Here is a 23,363-nt window from a genome sequence, read left to right as displayed (position 1 = left end):
AACCGTGGCCGGACGCGGCCGCCGAGACCAGAGGCCTTTCATGTCGACCACGTTCGAGACCGTTGCCAATATCATTGCCGAGACGTGCGACATCCCGCGCGAGAACATCACGCCGGAAAGCCATGCCATCGACGATCTCGGCATCGACAGCCTGGACTTCCTCGACATCGCCTTCGCCATCGACAAGGCCTTCGGCATCAAGCTGCCGCTTGAGAGCTGGACGCAGGAAGTCAATGAAGGCAAGGCGACGACCGAGCAGTACTTCGTCCTTAAGAATCTGTGCGCGCGTATCGACGAACTGATCGCTGCCAAGTCCGCCTGACCGGCGGAGGGACGTTGTACAAGCGGGACAGGTGATGCGCCTCGAATATTTCCAGATGATCGACAAGGTGGTCGAGCTTGATCTTGAGGCTCGCACCCTGAAGACCGCCAACACCGTTCCGTGCGAAAGCCCGATCTTCGAAGGTCATTTCCCCGGTCATCCGCTCCTGCCGGGCGTGCTGCTGTTCGAAATCATGGCGCAGAGCTGCGGCATGCTGCTGCTGCGGCTGCACAATTACGACCGCATGGCGTTCCTCGCCTCGGTCGACAAGGGCAAGCTGCGGACCTTCGTGGTCCCGGGTCAGGTGATCGACGTCTTCGCGCGCCTGGAGCATGACGGTTCGGGCTATGCCCGGCTGAAGGCCGAGGGGCGCGTCGAAGGCAAGCTCGTCTGCAATGCCGACGTGACGCTCAAGACCATGCCCTTCCCGGCTCCGGAGTTGCGCGGCTATCTGCTCTCCACCGCCGAGCGCATCGGCATGCCGATGGGCGACGCCGTCATAAACGTGGCGGAACGCGCAGGAAATCTCACGCATGTCTAATCGTCGCGACGTCTGGATCACCGGCATCGGGCTCGTTTCCTCGCTCGGTGAAGGGCCGCAAGCCCATTGGCAGGCCCTGTCCTCCGGTGCCGGCCCGGTGATCGACGAGAGCGGGTTCGCTCCCTTCGTCGTGCATCCGCTCGCTCCGATCAGCTTCGACGCGCAGATCCCCAAGAAGGGCGACCAGCGGCAGATGGAGCCCTGGCAGCGTATCGGTACCTATGCCGCCGGGCTCGCGCTGGATTCGGCCGGCATCAAGGGCGACAAGGACATTCTCGGCACCACCGACATGGTGGTGGCGGCCGGTGGCGGCGAGCGCGACCAGTCGGTCGACGGCGCCATCCTGACCGACATCGAGAAGCAGCCGAACCCCGAGGTCTTCCTCAACGAGCAGCTTCTGTCGAACCTGCGCCCGACGCTGTTCCTGGCCCAGCTCTCCAACCTGCTCGCCGGCAACATCTCCATCGTGCACGGCGTCACCGGCTCCTCGCGCACCTTCATGGGCGAGGAAAGCTCCGGCACCGACGCGGTACGCATCGGCTGGTCGCGCATTGCCGCCGGCACCAGCGAGATCGCCCTGGTGGGCGGCGCCTACAATGCCGAGCGGCGCGACATGCTGCTGCTCTTCGCCCTCAAGCGCCTCGCCATGCACGCGCCCTGGGCGCCGGTGCTGGCGGAGCCGAAGGGCGTGCCGACCGGCTCGGCCGGTGCCTTCCTGGTGCTGGAATCGCCTGAGCACGCCACCGCGCGCGGCGCCAAGCCCATCGCCAAGCTCTCCGGCGTCTGGTCCGAGCGCGCCCGGCGCAACGAGCCTGGCGCCGTCGAGGCGGTGCTGGAACAGCTTCTGAAGACCGCCGGGGCCGGCACCAGCGAAGACACCGCAGTGTTCTCCGCCGCGTCCGGCGCGCCGGAGCCGACACTGGCCGAGGCGGCGGTGCTCGCCCGCTCCGGCCTGCCGGTGCGCTCGGTCACCGATCGCGTCGGCCATGGGCTGGAAGCGCAGATGCCGGTGGCGCTGGCGCTGGCGGCGCTGTGCGTCGCCGAGGGCAAGCTGTTCGCTCCGCTCGCCGGCGAGACGCTGGAAAAGCCTTTCGATGGCCCGCTTTCCCGTGCCATCGTGACCGCAGTGGGGCATTGGCGTGGGGAAGGCGTCGCGCTGGTCGAGCGCGCCGACTGACCCCACCATGCGGAAGCACGCCGCTTCCGAGGAGCAGATCATGGCTTCCTATACCGACAAGGCCGGCCGGCCGATCGTCGTCGTCACCGGCATGGGGCTCGTCACCTCGCTCGGCCAGGGCAAAGAGGACAACTGGGCGAAGCTGACCTCCGGCACGTCCGGCATTCATCGCATCACCCGGTTCCCGATCGACGCGATGAGGACCACCATCGCCGGAACCGTCGATTATCTGCCGAAGAGCAAGAGCACCGCGCCCGACCTCTCCGAGGAGCTGGCGACGCTGGCGGCGGACGAGGCGATCTCCGAATCCGGCATCGGCTCCATCGGCAGCTTCCCGGGCCCGCTGTTCTGCGCCGTTCCGCCGATCGAGCTGGAATGGCCGCAGCGCCGCATTCTAGCGCAGGAGGCAGCGCCCAACGCCCCCGTTACCTATGACGACCTGCTGCGCGCCGCCGAAGCCAATGGCCATGACGCCTGGCACGAGCGTTTCCTCTACGGCTCGATCGCCGACCATCTGGCCGACCGCTTCGGCACGCGCGGCCAGCCGATTTCGCTGTCGACCGCCTGCGCCTCCGGCAACACCTCGATCCAGCTCGGCGTCGAGGCGATCCGGCGCGGCGATTGCGACGCGGCGCTGTCCATCGCCACCGACGGCTCGGTGACGGCCGAGGCGCTGATCCGCTTTTCGCTGCTCTCGGCCTTGTCGACCAACAACGACATGCCGGAAGCCGCCTCCCGCCCCTTCGCCAAGAACCGCGACGGCTTCATCATCGCCGAGGGCGCCGGTGCACTGGTGCTTGAAAGCCTGGAGCACGCGCTGGCGCGCGGCGCGAAGATCCTCGGCGTGGTCGAGGGGGTCGGTGAGATGGCCGACAGCTTCCACCGCACCCGCTCCTCCCCCGACGCCAAGCCGGTGATCGGCTGCATGCGCCGCGCTCTGGCGGATGCCGGCGTCGAGGCTGAAGCCATCGACTACATCAACGCCCATGGCACCTCGACGCCCGAGAACGACCGCATGGAGTTCACCGGCATGAGCGCCGTCTTCGGCGAGCGGCTGGCGGGCATCCCGATCTCGTCCAACAAGTCGATGATCGGCCATACGCTGACCGCCGCCGGCGCCATCGAGGCGGTGATCTCGCTGATGACCATCGCCAATGGCCGCATCCCGCCGACCATCAATTACGAGTTGCCCGACCCCGCCATCCCGCTCGACGTGGTGCCGAACGTGGCGCGCGACGCGACGGTCACGCGGGTCATGTCGAACTCGTTCGGCTTCGGCGGGCAGAATGTCTGCCTTATCCTGACCGGCGAACCGGCGTGAGCCAGCGCGTTCTCGTCACCGGCGGCGGCCGGGGCGTCGGCGCGGGCATCGTGCGCGCCCTGGCGCTGGCCGGCTTCGAGGTGGTCTTCACCGTGCGCACGGCGGCGGTGGAAGCCGAGGCACTGATCGCCGCGATCGAGGCCGAGAAGCCGGACGCCTGCGTCGAGGCACGCTCGCTCGACCTCGCCGACAAGGCCGCGGTGGAGGCGTTCGCCGCCTTCCTCGCCGAGGAGCCGACCTATTTCGGCTTCGTCCACAATGCCGGCATGAGCTACGACACCCTTGCCGCTCTGGTCGACCAGCACCGGGCCGAGCAGCTCATGCAGGTGAATTACTGGTCCTTCGTGAAGCTGGTCGGCGCGCTGGTACGGCCGATGACCCGTGCCCGCGCCGGCCGCATCGTTGCCATCGGCTCCATTGCGGCGGATGTCGCCAATGCCGGCAACGCCATCTATGCCGGCTCCAAGGCGGCGCTGGCGGGCTATTGCCGCACGCTCGCCATCGAGAGTGCCCGGCGCGGCGTGACCGTCAACGTCGTCGCGCCCGGCTTCGTCGACACGGCGATGCTGGCACCCTACGCCGCCTACCGCGCCAATGTGGAGAAGCAGATCCCGGCCGGCCGCTTCGCCGCGCCGGAGGATGTCGCCGCTGTGGTGTCCTTCCTGCTCTCGCCCGGCGCCGGCTATGTCACCGGCGCGACGCTGCCGGTGGATGGCGGGCTCACCGCTGCACTAGCCATACAGCGCTGATTTCGATATCCACCCTCGTCCTTGCGCGGACGCCATCCATGCTCGCCCCACTCCCCATCCAGCGGGATAAAGGACGGGCGATGCCGCCGCCGTCTGTCCGGAGTTGTTCATGCGCGCGCTTCAGCTGGTCTCCGACCGCGAACTCATCCTCACCGACCTGCCCGCCCCCGGCGCGCCGGAGCCCGGCGAGGTGCAGGTCAGCGTCAAGGCGCTGGCGCTGAACCACATCGACGTCTGGGGCTGGCGTGGCATGGCCTTCGCCAAGCGCAAGATGCCGCTGGTGGTGGGCGCCGAGGCGGTGGGCGAAGTCACCGCCATCGGCGAGGGCGTCACCCGTTTCAAGCCCGGCTCCAAAGTCGCGATGTATGGCGCGCTCACCTGCGGCCAGTGCAGGATGTGCCGGCAGGGCCGCGACAATCTCTGCGAGGACGTCGCCGGCGTGATGGGCTTCCATGTCGACGGCTTCGCCCGTGACCAGCTCAACATCAAGGAACGCCTGTGCGTGCCGATCCCGGACGGCATTTCCTGGACCGACGCCGCCACCGCCCCCGTCACCTTCTCCACCGTCGAGCACATGCTGTTCGATAACGCCAAGCTTGAGCCGGGCGAGACCATCCTGGTCCACGCCGCCGGTTCCGGCATCGGCACGGTCGCCATCCGCATGGCCAAGGAGATCGGCTGCACCGTCATCACCACGGCCGGCGACGACGAGAAATGCGCCAAGGCCACCGCGCTCGGCGCCGATCACGTCATCAACTACAAGACCGACCGCTTCGAGCACGAGGTGCGCAAGATCACCAAGAAGAAGGGTGTCGACGTGGTGTTCGAGCATGTCGGCGCCGAGACCTGGAATGGCTCGCTGCTGTCGATGAAGCCGGGCGCGCGGCTCGTCACCTGCGGCTCTACCTCCGGTGTCTCGGTGAGCATGAACCTGATGCAGCTGTTCCAGCGCCAGTACCGCATCATCGGCTCGTTCGGCGCGCCGATCCGCGCCATTGCCGATGGGCTGAAGCGCATGGAGCGCGGCGTCAAGCCGGTGATCGATTCCGAATTCCCGCTGGACCAGTTCGGCGCCGGGCTGGAGCGACTGGAGACGCGGCGCGTGTTCGGCAAGGTGGTCATCACCTTCTGACGCCGGAGCCAGGACCGAAGCAACCGCCGATGGCCGCACCTCGCCCCTGGACCACGCGCCTGCGCGATGCCGCGCTCTCGGCCGGCGTGTGGGCGCTGATGCAGGCCATGCGGCTGCAGCCGCCGCGCTTCGCCTCGTGGGCGGGCGGGTTCTGGGCGCGCAAAATCGGGCCGCGCACCTCGATCCACCGCACGACGCTGAAGAATCTGCGCCTCGCCTACCCCGAGAAGACCGAGGCCGAGCGCGAGGCGATCGCAATCGGCATGTGGGACAATCTCGGCCGCATGGGCGGCGAGTTCGTCCATCTCGACCGCATCTGGCAGTACAATATGTGGGAGCCGGCCAAGAGCCGGATCGAGACCACCGGCGTCTCCAACTTCGTCGCCATGCGGGTCGACGGCAAGCCGGCCCTCGTCTTCACCGCGCATCTGGCGAACTGGGAACTGCCCGCGATCGCCGCCGCCGCGCAGGGGCTGGACAGCGCGGTGCTGTTCCGCGCGCCGGACAATTCCTTCTTCGCCGACCTGCTGTTCCAGGCCCGCAGCCGGGTGATGGGCAATCTGGTCGCCGCCTCGCATGTGGCGGTGTTCGAGCTGGCCGCCGTGCTCGACCAGGGCAAGCATCTCGGCATTCTGGTCGATCAGGCCCGCCGCGGCGGGCCCACCGTCCAGTTCTTCGGCCAGCCCTGCTCGGCCAACCCCACCATCGCCCGCCTCGCCCGGCTCTATGAGTGCCCGGTGCACGGGGTGCGGGTGATCCGCCTGCCGGAGGGCCGCTTCCGCATCCAGTGCACGCCGGCGCTGAACCTGCCGCGCGACGCGAAGGGCAAGATCGACGTCGACGACGCCATGCAGATGATCACCTCCGTCGTGGAGGGCTGGGTGCGCGAGCATCCCGAGCAGTGGACCTGGTTCTACAAGCGCTGGCGGATGTGAGGCGCCGCAGACGGATCACGCTTCTCAGGCCTGTCATCCCACTCGCGCGGCGCGCGGCCCGCATGATGACGCCCCTCCGTCATGCTGAGGTGCCGGGCGCTTGCCCGGCCTCGAAGCACGCAGGACCTCTGTGCCTGACGAACATCCGTCGAGGCGCGTTACGCGCGCACCTCAGGAAGACAGTCCTCGGGCACGGATAAAAAAACGGCGGTCGCGTGGCCTCGCCTCCAACAAAAAGGCCGGGCACAGGGCCCGGCCTTTCGCATCAGTTCGAAGCGCCGCTCACATCTGGCTCATCGGCCGCGCTTGAAGTTGCTCCAGGTGCGGGTGACGACCCGCTGCACCTTCTGCGGATAGGTGGTGACGGTGAACAGCTTCTCCTGCGTCTCCTTGTCCGGGTAGATCGCCGGATTGTCGAGGATCGCCTTGTCGATGAACTGCTGCGCGCCCTCGCTGCCGCTGGCGTAAGAGATGTAGTTGGAGTTCTTCGCCGCCACCTCGGGCTTCATCATGTAGTTGATGAAGGCGAGCGCCTCGTCCGGGTGCGGGGCATCCTTCGGGATGGCGAAGTTGTCGAACCACATGAGCGCACCCTCCTTCGGGATGATGTACTCGATGTTGATCGGCGGCTTGCCGGTCTTCTCGGCCGCTTCCTCGGCGCGGGCCTTGGCCTGGAACACATCGCCCGACCAGCCGGTGGCGATGCAGATGTCGCCGCCCGCCAGCGCGTTGATGTAGCCCGAGCTGTCGAACTTCTTGATGAAGGGGCGGATCGGCGCCAGCAGCTTGCCCGCCTCCTCGATGTCCTTCGGGTCCTTCGAGTTCGGGTCCTTGCCGAGATAGCGCAGGGCGGTCGGGATGATCTCCTCCGGGCCGTCCAGCATGTAGATACCGCAATCCTTCAGCTTGCCGAGGATCTCCGGCTTGAAGATGATGTCCCAGCTATTGAGCGGGATGTCGCCGAGGCGCTCCTTCACCTTGTCGATATTCATGCCGATGCCGGTGGTGCCCCACATATAGTTCACGGCATATTCGTTGCCGGGATCGTAGACCGCGAGCCGGTCGGAGATCAGCGGCCACTGGTATTGCAGGTTCGGCAGCTTCGCCTTGTCCAGCTTCAGGAACACGCCGGCCTGGATCTGGCGCTGCAGGAAGGAGCCGGTCGGCACCACCACGTCGTAGCCTGTCTTTCCGCCGAGCAGCTTGGTCTCAAGCACCTCGTTCGAGTCGAACACGTCGTACCGGACCTTGATGCCGGTTTCCTTGGTGAACTCCTCCAGCACCGACTCGTCGATATAGTCGGACCAGTTGTAGACGTTCACGACCTTGTCCTGCGCCGACGCCGGCGCGATGGCCAGCGCGGACAGAAGGCCTGCCGCGATTGTGGTAAGGAGGCGGGACATCCTATTCTCCTCGGGAAGGTGGGTTTGTTGTGGATGTGAAAAGCGTGTGGCGACAAGGCTAAAGCGTCGCCGCATTCGGCTCAAGCCATGACCGTGCTCACAAACCCCGCCGCGCTCACAAATAAGTCTCATACTCCAGCGGGTTGATGCGGCGCTCGAACGCGGCGAGCTCCGCCTCCTTCATGATCGTGAACACGCGCCGGTATTCCGTCCCGAAGGACCGGGCCACGAAATCCGACCCGCCGAAGGCACGGATGGCGTCGCCCATGTCGTAGGACAGATGCGGCGCCTCCTGCTCATAGGCGTTGCCGGTCAGCGGCGGCGGCGGCTCCAGCGCACGCTCGATGCCTTCCAGCATGCCGGCGAGGATCGCCGCCAGCACGAGATGGGGATGGGCGTCGGCGCCGGCGATGCGGTGCTCCAGCCGGCGCGCCTTGGGCGGCCCGTTCGGCACCCGCACGGCCACCGCCCGGTTGTCATAGCCCCAGGAGATGCTGGTGGGGGCGTAGCTGCCCGGCACCAGCCGGCGGAAGCCGTTATAGCTCGGCACATAGAGCACGGCGGTGTCGGCCATGGTCTCCAGCAGCCCCGCCGCGCACTGGCGCAGCAGGCGGTCCCCCGCCTCGCCGGCGCCGAAGGCGTTATGGCCCTCGCCATCGGTCAGGCTCACATGAACATGCATGCCCGAGCCGGCGAAGTCGAGGAAGGGCTTGGCCATGAAGCTGGCGCGCACCCCGTGCTTGCGGGCCACGCCGTCGATCAGCCGGCGCAGCAATATGGCGTCGTCCGCCGCCGCCATCGGGTCGCGCCGGTGGTAGAGATTCACCTCATACTGGCCCGGCGCCGCCTCGGAGATCACCGTGTCGGCCGGCAGGCCCTGGATGCGGGCGGCCTCGCGCACGTCGTGCAGCAGCGGCGCATAGGCGTCGAGATCGGACATGGAATACATGTTCTGACGCGCCGGCCCGGCGGTGGAAGCGGGAAACACCGGCTCGGGCACGCCATCGGGTCCCGCGGCGGGCTTCAGCAGGTAAAATTCCAGCTCGAAGGCGACACAGGGATAAAGCCCCAGCGCGGCGAGGCGCGCCACCTGCGTCTCCAGCTTGTGGCGCGGGTCGAGATCCCACGGCCGCTCGCCGCCCCGCCCGTCCGGCTCGAACATCGATAGCATCACCTGCGCCGCCGGGCGCGGCGACCATGGCACCGGCGTCAGCGTGCCGGGCACCGGCCGGCAGATGCCGTCGCGGTCGCCGGTCTCGATATGGATGCCGGTCTCCTCGACTTCGCGGCCCCATATGTCGAGGCCGAAGATCGAGAGTGGAATGGCGACCCCGTCACCCCAGATCTTGCCACCCGCGCCACCGGGAATCCATTTGCCGCGCAGTACCCCGTGGGTATCGGGCAGCAGGACCTCGACAATTTCGGGCGCGCCGTTGGCGGCGACATAGGCGCCGAAATCGTCGATCAGCGGGACGGTTTCGCGCGCAGCGGCCGTGGCGTCTCCCACGGCTTCGGGCAATGGCATGATCCACCTGGTACACGTCGATAGGTCAATTGTGGTCACGGCGCGGGGGATGCGGTCAAGCCGCCCGCCGAACATCAGCAAGTCGCCTGCCACGCCCGCCCGGCGCGCCGGCGGCAGTTCTGCCATGCCGGACGACTTGACGCACGTGAAATGTGATCACATTCTGCGGCCTGCCATCCCTCCCTCCCGCGAGTGCGCGTCATGACCCAGCCCAAATCCACCGCCGAGCTGCGTGCGCTCGATGCCGCCCACCACCTTCACCCGTTCAGCGACATGAAATCGCTGAACGCCGAGGGGTCGCGCATCGTGGTCAAGGCGGAGGGGGTCTGGCTGACCGATTCCGACGGCAACCGCATCCTCGACGGCATGTCCGGCCTGTGGTGCGTGAATGTCGGCTATGGCCGCGAGGAAATCGTCGAGGCGGTGGCGGTGCAGCTACGCGAGCTGCCCTACTACAACACCTTCTTCAAGACCACCCACCGGCCGGTGATCGAGCTGGCGACCAAGCTCGCCGAGCTGACGCCGCCGCAGTTCAACCGGGTGTTCTTCACCGGTTCGGGCTCGGAATCCAACGACACGGTGATCAAGCTGGTCCGCCGCTATTTCCAGATCACGGAGAAGCCGGAGAAGAAGATCATCATCTCCCGCCGCAACGCCTATCACGGCTCCACCGTCGCCGCCGGCAGCCTGGGCGGCATGGCGCCGATGCACGGCCAGAGCGCGGTCATTCCCGACATCGTCCACATCGCCCAGCCCTATTGGTGGGGCGAGGCGCGCCAGGGCGAGACGCCGGAGGAATTCGGCCTGCGCACCGCCCGCGCGCTGGAAGCGACCATCGACGCCATGGGCGAGGACCGCATCGCCGCCTTCATTGCCGAGCCGATCCAGGGCGCCGGCGGCGTCATCATCCCGCCCGCCACCTATTGGCCGGAGATCGTCCGAATCTGCCGCGAGCGCGACATCCTATTCATCTCCGACGAGGTCATCTGCGGCTTCGGGCGCACCGGCAATTGGTTCGGCTGCGAGACCTTCGGCACCCAGCCGGACATTCTCGTCATGGCCAAGGGCATCACCTCCGGCTACATGCCGCTCGGCGGCGTGATGGTCGCCGACCGTGTGGCCGAGGTTCTGCTGGAGGGCGGCGACTTCAACCATGGCTACACCTATTCCGGCCACCCCGCCGCCTGCGCCGCCGCTCTGGCCAATCTCGCCATCATGCAGCGCGAGAACCTCGTCGGGCGGGTGGCCGACGATGTCGGCCCCCATCTCAAGGCCCGCTGGAGCGCGCTGGCCGAGCACCCGCTGGTGGGCGAGGCGCCGATGATGGGCCTCGTCGGCGCGCTCGAGCTGACACCGGACAAGGCGGGCCGCACCAGATTCCCCGATGTCGGCAAGGTCGGGACACTGGCCCGGGACTTCTCGTTCAAGAACGGGCTGGTGATGCGCGCCGTGCGCGACCGGCTGATCATCGCCCCGCCGCTGGTCATCTCGCATGAGGAGTGTGACCAGCTCATCGCCAGCGCCCGCAAGACGCTGGACGACACCCACGCCGAATTGAAGCGCTGGGGCTGGGTGCGCTGAGAGGCGGCGCTTCACCGGCAAACATGCTTATATGGGCCCCAGGCAGCAACACGCACGAGCCCGGACATGAATGCCGTGACCTCGATCCCGGACGGACCGGGCGTCAGCCCGGCCCGCACCGCCGCGCTACGGGCGGAGGCGGAGGCGCTCTACCTCGGCACCCGCCCCAGGACGCGCGCCGCCGCGGGAGCGGCCGCCCATCTGCTCGACGGCGTGCCGATGCACTGGATGGTCGACTGGTCGACCCCGGTGCCGCTCGTCATCGCCGAGGCCAGCGGCGCCCGGCTGATCGACGTCGACGGGCACGCCTATGATGATTTCTGCCTTGGCGACACCGCCTCGCTGTTCGGCCACGGGCCGGCGCCGGTGGCCGAAGCTCTCGCACGACAGGCGACGGCCGGCCTCGCCACCATGCTGCCGAGCCCGGATGCCGGCATTGTCGGCGATCTCCTGAGCGCGCGCTTCGGCCTGCCCTACTGGCAGATCGCCACTACCGCCACCGACGCCAACCGCTTCGCCCTGCGCGCCGCCCGCGCCGCCACCGGGCGCCCGCGCATCCTAATCTTCGATGGCGCCTATCACGGCGCGGTGGACGAGACCTTCGTCGAGATCGGACCGGATGGACGGGTCGGCAACCGGCCGGCGCTGATCGGCGAGCCGCGCGACCTCTCCCAGCTCACCCGCGTCGTGCCGTTCAACGACCTCGACGCGCTGGAGGTGGCGCTTGCCGACCGCACGGTGGCCTGCGTCATCGCCGAGCCGGTGATGACCAATTGCGCGATGGTGCTGCCGCAGCCCGGCTTCCACGAGGGGCTGCGCGACATTACCCGCCGCCACGGCACGCTGTTGCTGATCGACGAGACCCACACCCTCTCCACCGGCCCCGGCGGCTACACGAGAACACATGGCCTGCAGCCCGACATGCTCGTCGCCGGCAAGTCGGTGGCCGGTGGCGTCCCGGCCGCCGTCTGGGGCATGAGCGAAGAGGTCGCCGAACGTTTCCGCGCCGCCCGCACCAACCGGCCGGATGGCCACTCCGGCATGGGCACGACGCTCTCCGGCAGTCCGCTGCAACTCGCCGCGCTGCGCGCCACACTCGAACACGTCGCGACCGAAGCGGCCTATAAGCGGATGAACGCGCTGGCCGACCGCATGGAGGCCGGCCTTGCCGGCGTGCTTGCGGATGCCCGGCTGCCCTGGCACGTCGCCCGCTGCGGGGCACGGGTGGAAGTGGTCCGCGCCCCCTTCCCGCTCACCGACGGGCGGCAGGCCAAGGGCGCGCACTATCCGGCGCTGGAAGCGACGACACACCTCGCACTGCTGGTGCGTGGGGTGCTGATCTCGCCGTTCCACGACATGATGCTGGCCTCGCCCGCCACGTCGGAGGCGCAGGTCGAGCGGCTGATCGAGGCGAATCGGCAGGTCATCGGTCGGCTGACCGGTTAGAGACGCCCAGGGCGGCGCCCCTCATCCCTTGTCGGTGGGAAAGCCCGCGTCCTTCCAGGCGAGGATGCCGCCCGCCATGTGGCGGTGCAGGTCAACGCCGGCCGCCTGCGCTGCTGCGGCGGCCCTCTGCGAACGCTGGCCCGAGCGGCAGGAGAAGACCAGCGTCTTGTCGCCGGGATCAGGCAGGGCGGCCGCGTCGAAGGTCGATAGCGGGAATTCGACGGCGCCGGGAATGCGCTCGGCGGCGGTCTCGTTCGGCTCGCGCACGTCCACCAGAAGGATGGTGCCGTCGTCGAGGCCGGCCTTGACCTCCGCGACCGTGAGATCCTCGATCACGCCACCGAAGGGATTGGGCTGCATCGTCGTGCTCCTTGGCTCCGGCAGGACGTAGCCCTCCCGTCGCGGCCGCGCAAGCCCGTTCGGCACGTTGCCGGGGCTCAGCCGGGGCCGCCCGGCCGGGCGTTGGCGACGCCGGCGACCACCAGCAGGCCGCCGACAAACACGGCGAGCGAGGGCAACTCGCCGAACAGCAGCGCCGCCAGCGAGACGCCGACCACGATCTGCAGCAGCAGCACGAGCGAGATGACCCCCGCCGGCAACCGGCCAAGCGCGAAGGTGGCGAGCCCCTGCCCGGCGGCATGGGCGATGAGGCCCAGCCCGATCACCGCGAGAAGCCCCTGGAGCGACTGGGGAATCAGCGTCTCACCGGTCGTCACTGCCCAGCCGAGGCAGAGCGACGCGCCGGTCGCGCTGGCGATGACCGACACCATGCCGCCGCCGAGAGGCACCGCCTCGCCCCGGCCCGCCCGGCGAACCGCCCGCGTGAACAGCATGTAGCCGGCATAGAACAGTGCCGCCGCGACGCAGAGCAGATCGCCGATGACGCTGACCGGGCGCACGCCGGCGCCATTGGCATGCCATGCGCTCGAGCCGATGATGATCGCTGTCCCGGTCAGCGCCATCACCAGCGCCACTATGAGCCCGCGCGTCGGCCGCTCGCGCAGGATCAGCCAGCCGAACGTGAACACGAACACCACGGCGAGGTTGCCGAGCAGCAGCGCATTGGCCGTGCTGGTCTGCGCCAGACCCTTGTGGAACACGATGAGGTCGCCGCCGAAGCACAGCCCGGCCAGCATCGCCAGCAGCACCTGCCGCCGCGAAGGAAGAAGGGCGGCGGCACCGATGAGGCGGGCGCGGCGCACCGAGGAGCGATGTTCGGCATAGGCCCAGACCAGCGACGGGCCGAGCGCGAAGAAAAGGCGCCAGAAGCCGATGGCGGCGGGGCCGGCATCGGCCAGCCGCACCAGCGGGGCCGAACAGCCGATGCACATCGCCGCCAGGATCGCGGCGAGAAAGGCCTGCCGCCGCAGCTGCGTCTCCGAGACAGCGGCCGGGGGGGAAGCGGGTATCGCCCCGATCGAGGGCGCGATCACGGCGGCGGGGGGCGGGGACATTGCCGAACTCGACAGGTGCAATTATTGCGAAAAAGAGCAGAATGGGCCGGCCTCCGATCGCTCGTAGCGGCGCGGAAGCGGGGGCTCATCCCAGCAAAACCTGTCTAGCGCGGCGACACGCATCGCGAAAGCGAGTTTATTTTGTCAATTCATCGATAATTCTGATATTAAGACCGGCGTGCCGCAAGGGCACGACCATCCTCACCCGGCGGACCGGAGGGCGCGATGCGACATCTCGACACCGAATCGCTCGGCATGCTGATTGCCATTGTCGACACGGGCGGGTTCACCGCCGCCGCCGACCGCGTCGGCCGTACCCAGTCGGCGGTCTCCGCCCGCATTGCCCAGCTCGAGGACAATCTCGGCGTGCGCCTGCTGGAGCGCTCGCGCCGCGGCATCTCGCTCACCGAGACCGGCGAACGCCTGGTCGCCCATGCCCGCCGGCTGCTTTCCTATGAGAGCGAGGCGCTGGCCGACCTGAAGGGCGGCACGCCGGAGGGCAGCGTGCGAGTCGGCATGCCCGACGATTATGTCGACGCCTATTTCACCCCGACCATCGCCCGCTTCGCCGCCGCCTATCCGCGTGTCGAGATCTCCATCCGCTGTGACCTTTCGAAGCACATCGAGCCGGAAGTCGATCGAGGCCATATCGACGTCGCGCTGCTGACGCGCGACAGCGCCCGGCCGACCGGGGAACTCATCAAGCGCGAGAAGTTGCTCTGGCTGGCGGCGCGCGGCTACCGGCCCGAGCGCAGTTCGCCGCTGCCGCTGGCACTGTTTCCCACCGGCTGCCGCGTGCGCCCGCACATCGCCTCCAGCCTCGACAAGGCCGGGCTGAGCTGGCGCGTGGCCTGCACCTCCTCCTCCCAGGGCGGCATCCACGCGGCGATCGAGACCGGATTGTGCATCACCGCCCTGCCGGAATGCGCCGCTCCCCCGGACTGGCGCCGTCTCGGCCCTGCAGAAGGGCTGCCGCCGATGCCCGACATCGAAATCGCCCTGTTCCTCGCCCCGGCCGCCTCCTCCGCCGCCCGCCGGCTCGCCGAAATGCTGCGGGCGGCGCTGGCCATGCCGGTGGTCGAAGCCGCCTGAAGCGCGCCGAAGCCTTCGTGTCATCGAAAATTCACATGCGCGGCGCCGGCGGGCACGCTAACCCAGTATCATGCGTGATGCACCGGCCTCTCCCACCGCCACGGATGAGGGCACACCGCTGGAGGTGTTGCTCGCCTTTTTGCGCCTGGGCCTGACCTCGTTTGGCGGGCCGGTGGCCCATCTCGGCTTCTTCCGCGAGGACCTTGTGCGCCGCCGCCAATGGCTGAGCGAGGAGCGCTATGCGAGCCTGGTCGCGCTGTGCCAGTTCCTGCCCGGCCCCGCCTCGAGCCAGGTCGGCATGGCGATCGGGCTGATGCGCGCCGGGCCCGCCGGCATGGCCGCGGCGTGGATCGGCTTCACCCTGCCCTCGGCGCTGCTCATGCTGGCCTTCGCCTACGGCGTGATGCACGCCGACGCGGCCGGCATGGCCGGTGGATGGCTCAACGGGCTCAAGGTGGCGGCGGCGGCCATTGTCGCCGATGCCGTGCTCGGCATGGCGAAGAACCTCTGCCCGGACCGGCCGCGCCGCAGCCTCGCCCTTGTCGCAGCGGCGGTGGCGGCATTGCTGCCCGGCGCCTTCGGGCAGATCGGCGTCATCGCCGGCGGCGCGCTGGCCGGGCTTGCCTTCATCCGGCTCGGCGGTGCGCAGTTCGCCGAGCCGGCCGCGCGCCATCTGCCGGGCCGCGTCGCCTCGCTGGCCGCTTTCGCGCTGTTCGTGCTGCTGCTTGCCGGGCTGCCGGCGCTGGTGCAGGTGACCGGCAATGCCGGCCTGTCGCTGTTCGACACACTCTACCGTGCCGGCGCGCTGGTGTTCGGCGGCGGCCATGTGGTGCTGCCGCTGATCGAGGCCGAACTGGTGCGGCCGGGCGGGCTGACGCGCGAAGTGTTCCTTGCCGGCTATGGCGCGGTGCAGGCCGTGCCGGGTCCGCTGTTCAGCTTCGCCACCTATGTCGGCGCAATGATGCCAATGGCACCCAATGGCGCGGCCGGCGGGCTGCTGGCGCTGGTGGCGGCATTCCTGCCCTCCGCCCTGCTGGTCTATGCCGCCCTGCGGTTCTGGACCCGGCTGGCGGCCAACCAGCGGGCGCGCGACGCCCTCGCCGGGGTCAACGCCGCCGTGGTCGGGCTGCTCGGCGCGGCGTTCTGGGACCCGGTGGTCACGTCGAGCCTCACCTCCGGCCGCGCCTTCGCGCTGGCGCTTCTCGCCTATCTGGCCCTCGCCCTGTGGCGCGTGCCGGCGTGGGCGGTGGTTGCCGGCGCCGCGCTTGGCGGCGCCGTGCTGCTGCAATCCTAGCTGCGGGCGCCGCTGCCAACTCAAGCTGCAGAAGTGGGGAGCTCAAGCTGCAGAGTTCAGCCGCGCGACACCTTGAAGGGCGAGAAGCTCTGGCAGGTCGCGAAGGCCTGGATGCGGTTGATGTTGACGCGGCGCGGCAGCGTCGACGCGAAGAACACCTGCTCGGCGATGTCCTCGGCGTTCATCGCCTCGGTGCCGGCATAGACGTTTTCCGACCTCGCGGCATCGCCATGAAAGCGCACCAGCGAGAACTCGGTCTCCACCATTCCCGGCTCGATATTGGTGACCCGCACCTGGGTGCCGGCGACATCCGAAATCAGGTTCAGCGCGAACTGCTTCACGAACGCCTTGGTGGCGCCATAGGTGTTGCCGCCGGGATAGGCATAGTCGCCGGCCACCGAGCCGGTGAACAGCACATGGCCTTCCTTGCGCTCAACCATCGCCGGCAGCGTCGCCCGCACGGTGTAGAGCAGTCCCTTGATGTTGGTCTCGACCATGTCGTCCCAGTCGTCGAGGCTGGCGGCCTGGGCCGGCTCCAGCCCCAGCGCGAGGCCGGCATTGGTGAACACCACGTTGAAGGGCGCGAACGCCTCCGGCACGCCGGCCAGCGCGGCGACCAGCGCGTCATTGTCGCGCACATCTACTTCCAGCGGGTGGAAATGGCCGCCGAGTTCGTCGCGCAGCGCGATCAGCCGGTCGGCGCGGCGGCCGGTGCCGACGACGCGGGCACCCGCCAGCGCAAAGCGCCGGGCGGTGGCAGCGCCGATGCCGGAGGTCGCTCCGGTGACAAGGACACGCAGTGTGGCGGGATCCAGCATCTGATACATGGCGCAGCTCCTTTTCGCTGCATCGCACATAGAACAGTTCGCGGCAAAACTGAACGCCCCTCGCCGCGCAAACCGCGCCGCGCGGATTCGCATCGCCGGGACTTCCGGCCCTCTGCCGATGCGTTAAGCTTTCATTGAGCATGACCGCGCCAAATATCGCGCTGGGGAAGACCGATGGGCGCCGTGACGCGTTGGGGTCACGCTGATGCCATGTTCCCCGGGGAAACAGGGATTGTGCGAATGCCGAGCGAGGCCGCGCACCGTGTAGGATTGAGCAGGACGTCCGGCAGGCATCGCCGGGCGGGGAGTAAAGCGTCGATGAAGTTCACCGCCGTCGTCATCACGTCCGTCACCGCCGTTCTTCTGGGCGGCTGCAGCACCGTGCTCGACGGGTTTGGCGATTCATCCTCCAAGGCGGTGGAGACCAGCCAGATCACCCCGGCGCCGTCGGGCTCAATCGTGAGTTCGCCGGTACCGGCGCCGACCACCTATGGCGCGTCTGCCGCCACCGCGGCGGCCGCCGTCACCCCCACCGCTCCGGGCACCGCCTCGCAGGTCGCCCTCGCCCCACCGCCGGCCACCGCGCCGGGCGGCGTCGCCTATGCCGAGCCAGGCGCGGCGCGCACCCAGCTCGCCGGAACCTGGAAATATGGCTGGGACAACGGCCAGAAGAGCTGCAACGTCACGCTCTCGACCGACCGCGGCATGTCCGGCTTTGCCGCCACGGCGGACGTCGACTGCCCGAACGACATCTTCATGACCAAGGGCTGGGACGTGTGGGGCAACGAGATCGTCCTGCAGAACCATGTCGGCAAGGTCACCGCGCGCCTGCAACCCGCCGGCACCGGCCAATATGACGGCGTCGCCACCGGCGACGGCGCCAAGGTGACGCTCACGCGCTCCTGACGCCGCCTCCCGCGCGAAGATGACTGGACCTCTCCAGTCATATCTGGGCTATTTCGCCAGTCGGGTACCGTTTTATTCACACCCAACGCCCGCTCGGCACCGTTCGATGCGGCAATTCCCGCTGGATATTCGATATACCAGACCTTCGTCTTCGTATTGTCTCGGATGGCGACGAAGCTGTCGTCGTGAGAGCTTGGCCGCACTACCGTTCACAAGGGCGGGAACGTAAAATTAGTTCGTGCGTTTGAAGCTCGCTGACCTCATTTTGTACATGAGGAAAGCTGATTGATTCGTGCTGGCGATCGGAGGAATTTGTGATGCTGCAGTCTGCGGGCGTGACAGTGAATTTTCCGGCCGCCACCCGATTGAGCGAGGCCGACGCCCGCATCGTGTATGCCCGGCGAGAGCCGGCGACGGTGGCGCAGTTGATGTCGCAGCATCTCGACCTGGCCCGTCCCGGCTCCGATGCCGAGGCGTTGCGCCTGCTGCGGCAGGCCTTTCCCGGCGCACCGCTTGCGGCGCGGGTCGAAGCGATGAAAAGCCGCGCCCGCTGAGAGCGACGGCGATACTCCGGGCGTTGCGGCGAATGATATCGCACCGCCGGCCGCGAGGCGGCTAGAGCCTGATCCGATCAGGCTCTAAATTATTGATAGGAAACGTTTTTGCCGATCTGATTGCGAATGCAGTCCGATCGGAACGTGCTCTAGTTGAGATGGCCGGGGCGGTCGCCGGGCTCGTCTCCCGCCGGTGGGGCATGCGGCCCGCCGGCACCGGTCGTCACCAGGCGCTTCTCATAAGCCCGCTTGAGCTGACCATAGCGCACCGCCGAGAACGGCAGCGCGACGAGGTAGGCGACGCAGATCACCGACAGCACCGTCCACGGCCAGGTGACCAGCACCGCGACGAACAGCACTACGCAGACGAACAGCGGCAGCACCTTGTCGCGCGGCACCCGCGCACCGAGCCGCTTGCCGGAATAGGCCGGCACCTTCGACACCATGAGCAGCGCCAGAGCGAGGCAATAGAACGCCGCCACCGCCGGCGAGGCGACGAGGCGCGGCAGGCCGATCAGTTCCAGATAGACCGGCAGCAGCACGCAGATCGCCCCGGCGGGCGCCGGCACGCCGGTGAAGAAATCGCCGGCGAAAGGCGGCTTGTTGGGGTCTTCCAGCATCACGTTGAAGCGGGCAAGCCGCAGGGCGGCGCAGATGGCGAAGGCGAGAGCGGCGATCCAGCCGACCGAACCGAGCGTCTCCAGCCCCCACATATAGAGCACCAGCCCCGGCGCCACGCCGAAGCAGACGAAGTCGGACAGGCTGTCGAGTTCGGCGCCGAAGCGCGACGTACCGTGCAGCATGCGCGCCAGCCGCCCGTCCAGCCCATCCAGCACCGCTGCCAGCACGATGGCGGCGAGCGCCACCTCCAGCCGGCCCTCAATGGCCATGCGGATGCCGGTAAGGCCGGCGCAGAGCGCCAGCAGCGTCACCAGGTTCGGCAGCAGCAGACGCAGCGGCACCGCCTGGAAACGCCGGCGCGGAGGCTCGGGCGCATCGGGCTCGAAGGGAGGAAAAAGATCGGCCATCGCACGCTCGCTGGTTGGAAACTCAATCGACGCGGAAGGTCGGCTCGGCGCCGATGGCGGCACGATCCGCCAGCACGGTCTCGCCGGCAACCGCGCGCTGGCCCTCGGCCACGGCGGGCCGGGTGCCGGGCGGCAGGTACACATCGACCCGCGAGCCGAAGCGGATCAGCCCGAAGCGCTCGCCCGGCGCCAGCAGGTCGCCCTCGCGCACGAAGCTGACGATGCGCCGCGCCACCAGGCCGGCGATCTGCACCACGCCGACCGGGCCGAGAGTGGTGTCGAGCACCATGCCGCTGCGCTCATTGTCCTCGCTCGCCTTGTCGAGGTCGGCGTTGAGGAACTTGCCGGGGCGATAGGCGATGCGGGTGACCCGGCCGGCCAGCGGCGCCCGGTTCACATGCACGTCGAACACGTTCATGAAGATGCACACGCGCGGCAGCGGCAGGTCGCCGAGGCCGAGTTCGGCCGGCGGCACCGCGGGCCCGACGAGGCACACACGGCCATCGGCGGGCGAGACCACCAGCCCCTCGCGCACCGGCGTCACCCGCTCGGGGTCGCGAAAGAAATAGCAGATCCACGCCGTGACCAGCACGCAGATCCAGCCCAGTGGCGGAAACAGCCACAGCAACACCGCCGAGACGGCGGCGCCGATCAGGATGAACGGGTAGCCCTCGCGGTGGACGGGGGCGAGACCGCTGCGGATCGAATCGAGGACGGACATCAACTGGCCTTTCTGCCCGGTGCCCGTGGGGCATGCACCGGATCCTGCGGCGAGAGGTAGGGCCAGCCGGCCCGCCCGTCAAATCCCGGATGCGCGGCATCGCTCCGCACGCAGCGCCGCGGCAACGGCCGCAAAGCCTCAGGCGACGGCCGCGTCCGCCGTCCCGGCGGGGGTCTCGTCCCCGGCCTCGTCCTCCTCGACCTCATCCTCCGCCTCGCCGGCGGCCTTGAGCGTCTCGCGGGCCCGCTCCGCCTCGCGCTGGCGCTCCCACATGGAGTGGTAGAGGCCCTGGCGGTCCATCAACTGGTTATGGGTGCCGCGCTCGGCGATGCGCCCGTGCTCCAGCACGATGATCTCGTCGGCGCCGACCACGGTGGAAAGGCGATGCGCGATCACCAGCGTGGTGCGCCCGCGCGAGACGCGCTCCAGCGCGTCCTGGATTTCGCGCTCGGTGTGGCTGTCCAGCGCCGAGGTCGCCTCGTCCAGGATGAGGATCGTCGGGTCCTTGAGGATGGTGCGGGCAATGGCGACGCGCTGCTTCTCGCCGCCGGAGAGCTTGAGCCCGCGCTCGCCGACCTCGGTGGCATATCCCTTGGGGGTACGGCGCACGAAACCGTCGATCTGGGCCAGTTCCGCCGCGCGTGCCACCTCTTCGTCGGACGCGCCGGTGCGGCCGTAGCGGATGTTGTAGCCGAGCGTGTCGTTGAACAGCACGGTGTCCTGCGGCACCATGCCGATGGCGGCGCGCAGGCTCGCCTGCGTCACCTCGCGCACATCCTGCCCGTCGACGAGGATGCGGCCGGCATTGATGTCGTAGAAGCGGTAGAGCAGCCGCGAAATGGTCGACTTGCCTGCCCCGGACGGGCCGACGATGGCCACCGTGCGCCCCGCCGGCACTTCGAAGCTGACGCCCTTGAGAATCTCGCGCTCGGGATCGTAGGAGAAGCGCACATCCTCGAAGCGCACCGTGCCGCCCTTCATCTCCAGGGGATGCGCCCCGGCCCGGTCGCGGATTTCCGGCGAGCGGGCGAGAATGGCGAACATCGCCTCGATGTCGATCAGCGACTGCTTGATCTCGCGGTAGATCATGCCGAGGAAGTTCAGCGGCTGGTAGAGCTGGATCATCATGGCGTTGACCATGACGAAGGAGCCGACCGACTGCCGGCCGGCGCGGATGTCGAACACGCACAGCGCCATCACCGCGGTGAGACCGAGGGTGAAGATCGCCGCCTGCCCGGCATTCAGCCACGCGAGCGAGGTGTGGGTGGTGACGGTGGCGCGCTCATAGCGGGCCATGGAGCGGTCATAGCGCTCGGACTCCCAGCTCTCGGCGCCGAAATACTTCACCGTCTCGTAGTTGAGCAGGCTGTCCACCGCCTTGGCGTTGGCCTCGGTATCGCTCTCGTTCATCGCCGCGCGGATGCCCATGCGGTACTCGGTCATCACGAAGGTGAAGAGCGTGTAGCCGAAGATCATGCCCACCGTGGCGGCGACGTAGCGCCAGTCGAACTGCCAGAACAGCACGCCGATCACCATCGCGAATTCGAGGATGGTCGGCCCCAGATGCAGCACCAGCATGCGCACGATGGTCTCGATGCCCTCGCGCGAGCGCTCCAGAACGCGGGTCAGGCCACCGGTCTTGCGCTCCAGGTGGAAGCGCAGCGACAGCGCGTGCATGTGCTGGAAGGTCTCCAGCGCGAGGCGCCGCACGGCGTGGATCGCCACCTTGGCGAACAGGCCGTCACGCCACTGCGTCAGCGACGCCATGACGATGCGCGAGGAGCCATAGGCGAGCGTCAGCATCAGCGGGGCGGCGATCAGCAGGCCGATCGCATCGGTGGAGATGCGCGCGCCCTCGCCCTCCGCCACCGCGTCGGTCGCCCATTTGAAGAAGAAGGGCGTCGACATGGTAGCGATCTTGGCGAGGACCAGCAGCAGCAGTCCCCACACGACGCGGGTGCGCAGGTCGGCCCGGTCGGCCGGCCAGAGATAGGGCCAAAGCCCCTTCAGTGCCACCAGCAGGCTGCCGCGCGGGTTGATCTCGGAGGCTTTGGAGGAACGCGCGAGCGCGGTTCCGCCCTCAGGTGCAGACATGCGAATTCCAGTTCTTCTCAGTCGCGGGCGGCGGCCGCCCGGTTTGCGTCAGTCGACGTGCAGATGGTGACGGGGCGCGCTCAGACCAGTGCGCCCTCGCGCGTATCAGGGTTGCCCGCAGCGCCAGCGCCCGGCGCCGCCGGCGTGGCGACAAGCCGCGAAAACAGCGGCACAAGCTCGGCCGCCAGCGCCGCGACGGTGTCGCGATCGAGGCAGTAACAGGAGCGCGGCCCCTCGATGGTGCCGGTGATCAGCCCGGCCTCCTTCAGCACCTTGAGGTGCTGCGAGACGGTGGACTGTGCCAAAGTGAGCCCGCGCACGATCTGCCCGCACTGGCAGCGCTCCGTCTGCGCCAGTGCCCGCACGATGGCGAGCCGCGCCGGATGCGCCAGCGCACGCAGGCGCAGCGCCAGCACCTCATCGGCATCGGGGGAAACGGGAGCGGACATCATCGTCATCGTTTATCGTCGATATACGATGATTTCAAGACAACGCGCCGCGCCATGCCCGGCTAGGAGTCCGGTTGAGCCGGGCCGCCGTCCCGGCGATTTGCACCCGGCGACGGGCAATGCCAAATGTGGGAGCTGAGAACGCTTGAACCCGCCCGTGCTGCGGTGCAACATGGTAGCCATGACAAAGATCAAGAGCATATGCGTCTATTGCGGCGCGGCCACGGGAGCCGACGCCGTCTATCTCGAAACCGCGATCGCGCTCGGGCGCCTGCTGGCCTCCGAGGACATCCGCCTCGTCTATGGCGGTGGCGGCGTCGGGCTGATGGGCGCCACCGCCCGCGCCTGCGCCGAGGGCGGCGGCAAGGTGACGGGCATCATCCCCGATTTCCTGCTCGGCAAGGAGCAGGCATTCGACCATGCCCATGAGCTGATCGTCACCAAGGACATGCACGAGCGCAAGCGGCTGATGTTCGAGCGGGCGGACGCCTTCATCGCCCTGCCCGGCGGCATCGGCACGCTGGAGGAATTGATCGAGCAGCTCACCTGGGTGCAGCTCAACCGGCACTCCAAGCCGGTGATGGTGCTCAACATCGCCAATTTCTGGGACCCGCTGCTGACCCTGCTGGATCACATGCAGTCGACCGGCTTCGTCAACGTCGCCCGGCCGGTGAAGCTGCTGGTGGCGCATAATGTGCGGGCCGTGCTGCCGAAGCTGAACACCGCCGTCGCCCATCTCGGCGAGGCCGACCTGCACGGCGAGGCCGAGGAACGCGTGCTCGACCGGATGTGAGGGCGTCGTGCGCTGACGG

General features: G+C 68.4%; 23 protein-coding genes. 14 read left to right on the top strand and 9 right to left on the bottom strand.

The genetic code is table 11. The annotated features are described in order from the left end of the window. The first annotated feature begins 40 nt into the window (after positions 1-40). From KHC23_RS05275 to KHC23_RS05245, 7 genes are all read left to right on the top strand, one after another. Positions 41-322, top strand: a complete 282-nt coding sequence (locus tag KHC23_RS05275; protein WP_018390121.1) for an acyl carrier protein — start codon at positions 41-43, stop codon at positions 320-322. Between the two features lie 34 nt (positions 323-356). Beyond that, positions 357-863, top strand: a complete 507-nt coding sequence (locus KHC23_RS05270; RefSeq protein ID WP_213370204.1) for a 3-hydroxyacyl-ACP dehydratase FabZ family protein — start codon at positions 357-359, stop codon at positions 861-863. Continuing rightward, a complete protein-coding gene (locus KHC23_RS05265) occupies positions 856-2,040 on the top strand; it encodes a beta-ketoacyl-ACP synthase (protein WP_213370202.1) in 1,185 nt (394 codons plus the stop codon). Before KHC23_RS05270 ends, KHC23_RS05265 begins: the two co-directional genes overlap by 8 nt. A gap of 40 nt (positions 2,041-2,080) precedes the next feature. Then, the gene (locus KHC23_RS05260) at positions 2,081-3,361 is read left to right on the top strand and encodes a beta-ketoacyl-ACP synthase (protein WP_213370200.1); all 1,281 of its coding nucleotides are present in this window, start codon (positions 2,081-2,083) and stop codon (positions 3,359-3,361) included. Further along, positions 3,331-4,110 carry an SDR family NAD(P)-dependent oxidoreductase gene (locus KHC23_RS05255; RefSeq protein ID WP_213370231.1) on the top strand — a complete coding sequence of 260 codons (780 nt, stop codon included), beginning with the start codon at positions 3,331-3,333 and terminating at the stop codon, positions 4,108-4,110. The genes KHC23_RS05260 and KHC23_RS05255 overlap by 31 nt, the downstream gene beginning before the upstream one ends. Positions 4,111-4,219: 109 nt before the next feature. After that, entirely contained in the window at positions 4,220-5,242 is a 1,023-nt protein-coding gene (locus KHC23_RS05250) for a zinc-binding dehydrogenase (RefSeq protein WP_213370198.1), read from the top strand. Positions 5,243-5,271: 29 nt separating this feature from the next. Next, on the top strand, positions 5,272-6,177 hold the full coding sequence (locus KHC23_RS05245; RefSeq protein ID WP_213370196.1) for a lipid A biosynthesis lauroyl acyltransferase: 906 nt from the start codon (positions 5,272-5,274) through the stop codon (positions 6,175-6,177). Between the two features lie 293 nt (positions 6,178-6,470). Here the strand turns inward: KHC23_RS05245 and KHC23_RS05240 are convergent, their stop codons facing one another. Beyond that, positions 6,471-7,580 carry a polyamine ABC transporter substrate-binding protein gene (locus KHC23_RS05240; protein WP_213370195.1) on the bottom strand — a complete coding sequence of 370 codons (1,110 nt, stop codon included), beginning with the start codon at positions 7,578-7,580 and terminating at the stop codon, positions 6,471-6,473. A 115-nt stretch (positions 7,581-7,695) separates the two neighbouring features. Then, the gene (locus tag KHC23_RS05235; protein WP_246544229.1) at positions 7,696-9,105 is read right to left on the bottom strand and encodes a glutamine synthetase family protein; all 1,410 of its coding nucleotides are present in this window, start codon (positions 9,103-9,105) and stop codon (positions 7,696-7,698) included. Positions 9,106-9,306: 201 nt separating this feature from the next. On the opposite strand from KHC23_RS05235, the gene KHC23_RS05230 reads away from it, so the two are divergent. Both KHC23_RS05230 and KHC23_RS05225 read left to right on the top strand, forming a co-directional pair. Continuing rightward, a complete protein-coding gene (locus KHC23_RS05230; RefSeq protein WP_213370193.1) occupies positions 9,307-10,686 on the top strand; it encodes an aspartate aminotransferase family protein in 1,380 nt (459 codons plus the stop codon). 66 nt (positions 10,687-10,752) lie between these two features. Then, positions 10,753-12,132 carry a transaminase gene (locus KHC23_RS05225; RefSeq protein WP_213370191.1) on the top strand — a complete coding sequence of 460 codons (1,380 nt, stop codon included), beginning with the start codon at positions 10,753-10,755 and terminating at the stop codon, positions 12,130-12,132. A gap of 21 nt (positions 12,133-12,153) precedes the next feature. Here KHC23_RS05225 and KHC23_RS05220 read toward each other — a convergent pair whose 3' ends face one another. Then, a complete protein-coding gene (locus KHC23_RS05220) occupies positions 12,154-12,492 on the bottom strand; it encodes a rhodanese-like domain-containing protein (RefSeq protein ID WP_213370190.1) in 339 nt (112 codons plus the stop codon). Positions 12,493-12,569: 77 nt separating this feature from the next. Further along, positions 12,570-13,586 carry a DMT family transporter gene (locus KHC23_RS05215; protein ID WP_213370188.1) on the bottom strand — a complete coding sequence of 339 codons (1,017 nt, stop codon included), beginning with the start codon at positions 13,584-13,586 and terminating at the stop codon, positions 12,570-12,572. A 225-nt stretch (positions 13,587-13,811) separates the two neighbouring features. Here KHC23_RS05215 and KHC23_RS05210 point away from each other — a divergent pair, with 225 nt between their 5' ends. Together KHC23_RS05210 and chrA are read left to right on the top strand one after the other, a co-directional pair. Next, entirely contained in the window at positions 13,812-14,678 is an 867-nt protein-coding gene (locus KHC23_RS05210) for a LysR substrate-binding domain-containing protein (RefSeq protein ID WP_213370186.1), read from the top strand. A 70-nt stretch (positions 14,679-14,748) separates the two neighbouring features. Beyond that, on the top strand, positions 14,749-15,972 hold the full coding sequence (chrA, locus tag KHC23_RS05205; RefSeq protein WP_213370184.1) for a chromate efflux transporter: 1,224 nt from the start codon (positions 14,749-14,751) through the stop codon (positions 15,970-15,972). 56 nt (positions 15,973-16,028) lie between these two features. Here the strand turns inward: chrA and KHC23_RS05200 are convergent, their stop codons facing one another. Further along, a complete protein-coding gene (locus tag KHC23_RS05200; RefSeq protein WP_213370182.1) occupies positions 16,029-16,799 on the bottom strand; it encodes an SDR family NAD(P)-dependent oxidoreductase in 771 nt (256 codons plus the stop codon). A 318-nt stretch (positions 16,800-17,117) separates the two neighbouring features. Between KHC23_RS05200 and KHC23_RS05195 the strand changes: the two genes are divergently transcribed. Both KHC23_RS05195 and KHC23_RS05190 read left to right on the top strand, forming a co-directional pair. Then, positions 17,118-17,705 (top strand): protease inhibitor Inh/omp19 family protein, encoded by a 588-nt coding sequence (locus KHC23_RS05195; protein WP_213370180.1) that lies wholly within the window; start codon positions 17,118-17,120, stop codon positions 17,703-17,705. A 317-nt stretch (positions 17,706-18,022) separates the two neighbouring features. Then, positions 18,023-18,259, top strand: coding sequence for a transferase (locus KHC23_RS05190; protein WP_213370178.1), 237 nt, complete (start codon positions 18,023-18,025; stop codon positions 18,257-18,259). Between the two features lie 149 nt (positions 18,260-18,408). Here the strand turns inward: KHC23_RS05190 and pssA are convergent, their stop codons facing one another. From pssA to KHC23_RS05170, 4 genes are all read right to left on the bottom strand, one after another. Then, on the bottom strand, positions 18,409-19,287 hold the full coding sequence (gene pssA, locus KHC23_RS05185) for a CDP-diacylglycerol--serine O-phosphatidyltransferase (protein ID WP_213370177.1): 879 nt from the start codon (positions 19,285-19,287) through the stop codon (positions 18,409-18,411). Positions 19,288-19,309: 22 nt separating this feature from the next. Further along, positions 19,310-20,008 (bottom strand): phosphatidylserine decarboxylase, encoded by a 699-nt coding sequence (locus KHC23_RS05180; protein ID WP_213370175.1) that lies wholly within the window; start codon positions 20,006-20,008, stop codon positions 19,310-19,312. Between the two features lie 138 nt (positions 20,009-20,146). Further along, on the bottom strand, positions 20,147-22,102 hold the full coding sequence (locus tag KHC23_RS05175; RefSeq protein WP_213370173.1) for an ABCB family ABC transporter ATP-binding protein/permease: 1,956 nt from the start codon (positions 22,100-22,102) through the stop codon (positions 20,147-20,149). Between the two features lie 80 nt (positions 22,103-22,182). Continuing rightward, the gene (locus KHC23_RS05170) at positions 22,183-22,560 is read right to left on the bottom strand and encodes an ArsR/SmtB family transcription factor (RefSeq protein WP_213370171.1); all 378 of its coding nucleotides are present in this window, start codon (positions 22,558-22,560) and stop codon (positions 22,183-22,185) included. Positions 22,561-22,732: 172 nt separating this feature from the next. Here KHC23_RS05170 and KHC23_RS05165 point away from each other — a divergent pair, with 172 nt between their 5' ends. Then, positions 22,733-23,344 carry an LOG family protein gene (locus tag KHC23_RS05165; RefSeq protein ID WP_444979323.1) on the top strand — a complete coding sequence of 204 codons (612 nt, stop codon included), beginning with the start codon at positions 22,733-22,735 and terminating at the stop codon, positions 23,342-23,344. Positions 23,345-23,363: the final 19 nt, after the last annotated feature.

This window comes from Ancylobacter dichloromethanicus (genome assembly GCF_018390645.1).
GTDB classification, from domain to species: Bacteria; Pseudomonadota; Alphaproteobacteria; order Rhizobiales; family Xanthobacteraceae; genus Ancylobacter; species Ancylobacter dichloromethanicus.
Note: the sequence above shows the minus strand (reverse complement) of the source record. Positions and strands in the feature narration are given on the sequence as shown.

What these genes read in the sequence shown, in the direction of transcription:
- KHC23_RS05275 (WP_018390121.1), top strand. Translation starts at nt 41, where the DNA reads ATGTCGACCACGTTCGAGACCGTTGCCAATATCATTGCCGAGACGTGC.
- KHC23_RS05270 (WP_213370204.1), top strand. Translation starts at nt 357, where the DNA reads ATGCGCCTCGAATATTTCCAGATGATCGACAAGGTGGTCGAGCTTGAT.
- KHC23_RS05265 (WP_213370202.1), top strand. Translation starts at nt 856, where the DNA reads ATGTCTAATCGTCGCGACGTCTGGATCACCGGCATCGGGCTCGTTTCC.
- KHC23_RS05260 (WP_213370200.1), top strand. Translation starts at nt 2,081, where the DNA reads ATGGCTTCCTATACCGACAAGGCCGGCCGGCCGATCGTCGTCGTCACC.
- KHC23_RS05250 (WP_213370198.1), top strand. Translation starts at nt 4,220, where the DNA reads ATGCGCGCGCTTCAGCTGGTCTCCGACCGCGAACTCATCCTCACCGAC.
- KHC23_RS05245 (WP_213370196.1), top strand. Translation starts at nt 5,272, where the DNA reads ATGGCCGCACCTCGCCCCTGGACCACGCGCCTGCGCGATGCCGCGCTC.
- KHC23_RS05240 (WP_213370195.1), bottom strand. Translation starts at nt 7,580, where the DNA reads ATGTCCCGCCTCCTTACCACAATCGCGGCAGGCCTTCTGTCCGCGCTG.
- KHC23_RS05235 (WP_246544229.1), bottom strand. Translation starts at nt 9,105, where the DNA reads ATGCCATTGCCCGAAGCCGTGGGAGACGCCACGGCCGCTGCGCGCGAA.
- KHC23_RS05230 (WP_213370193.1), top strand. Translation starts at nt 9,307, where the DNA reads ATGACCCAGCCCAAATCCACCGCCGAGCTGCGTGCGCTCGATGCCGCC.
- KHC23_RS05225 (WP_213370191.1), top strand. Translation starts at nt 10,753, where the DNA reads ATGAATGCCGTGACCTCGATCCCGGACGGACCGGGCGTCAGCCCGGCC.
- KHC23_RS05220 (WP_213370190.1), bottom strand. Translation starts at nt 12,492, where the DNA reads ATGCAGCCCAATCCCTTCGGTGGCGTGATCGAGGATCTCACGGTCGCG.
- KHC23_RS05215 (WP_213370188.1), bottom strand. Translation starts at nt 13,586, where the DNA reads ATGTCCCCGCCCCCCGCCGCCGTGATCGCGCCCTCGATCGGGGCGATA.
- KHC23_RS05210 (WP_213370186.1), top strand. Translation starts at nt 13,812, where the DNA reads ATGCGACATCTCGACACCGAATCGCTCGGCATGCTGATTGCCATTGTC.
- chrA (WP_213370184.1), top strand. Translation starts at nt 14,749, where the DNA reads ATGCGTGATGCACCGGCCTCTCCCACCGCCACGGATGAGGGCACACCG.
- KHC23_RS05200 (WP_213370182.1), bottom strand. Translation starts at nt 16,799, where the DNA reads ATGTATCAGATGCTGGATCCCGCCACACTGCGTGTCCTTGTCACCGGA.
- KHC23_RS05195 (WP_213370180.1), top strand. Translation starts at nt 17,118, where the DNA reads ATGAAGTTCACCGCCGTCGTCATCACGTCCGTCACCGCCGTTCTTCTG.
- KHC23_RS05190 (WP_213370178.1), top strand. Translation starts at nt 18,023, where the DNA reads ATGCTGCAGTCTGCGGGCGTGACAGTGAATTTTCCGGCCGCCACCCGA.
- pssA (WP_213370177.1), bottom strand. Translation starts at nt 19,287, where the DNA reads ATGGCCGATCTTTTTCCTCCCTTCGAGCCCGATGCGCCCGAGCCTCCG.
- KHC23_RS05180 (WP_213370175.1), bottom strand. Translation starts at nt 20,008, where the DNA reads ATGTCCGTCCTCGATTCGATCCGCAGCGGTCTCGCCCCCGTCCACCGC.
- KHC23_RS05175 (WP_213370173.1), bottom strand. Translation starts at nt 22,102, where the DNA reads ATGTCTGCACCTGAGGGCGGAACCGCGCTCGCGCGTTCCTCCAAAGCC.
- KHC23_RS05170 (WP_213370171.1), bottom strand. Translation starts at nt 22,560, where the DNA reads ATGACGATGATGTCCGCTCCCGTTTCCCCCGATGCCGATGAGGTGCTG.
- KHC23_RS05165 (WP_444979323.1), top strand. Translation starts at nt 22,733, where the DNA reads ATGACAAAGATCAAGAGCATATGCGTCTATTGCGGCGCGGCCACGGGA.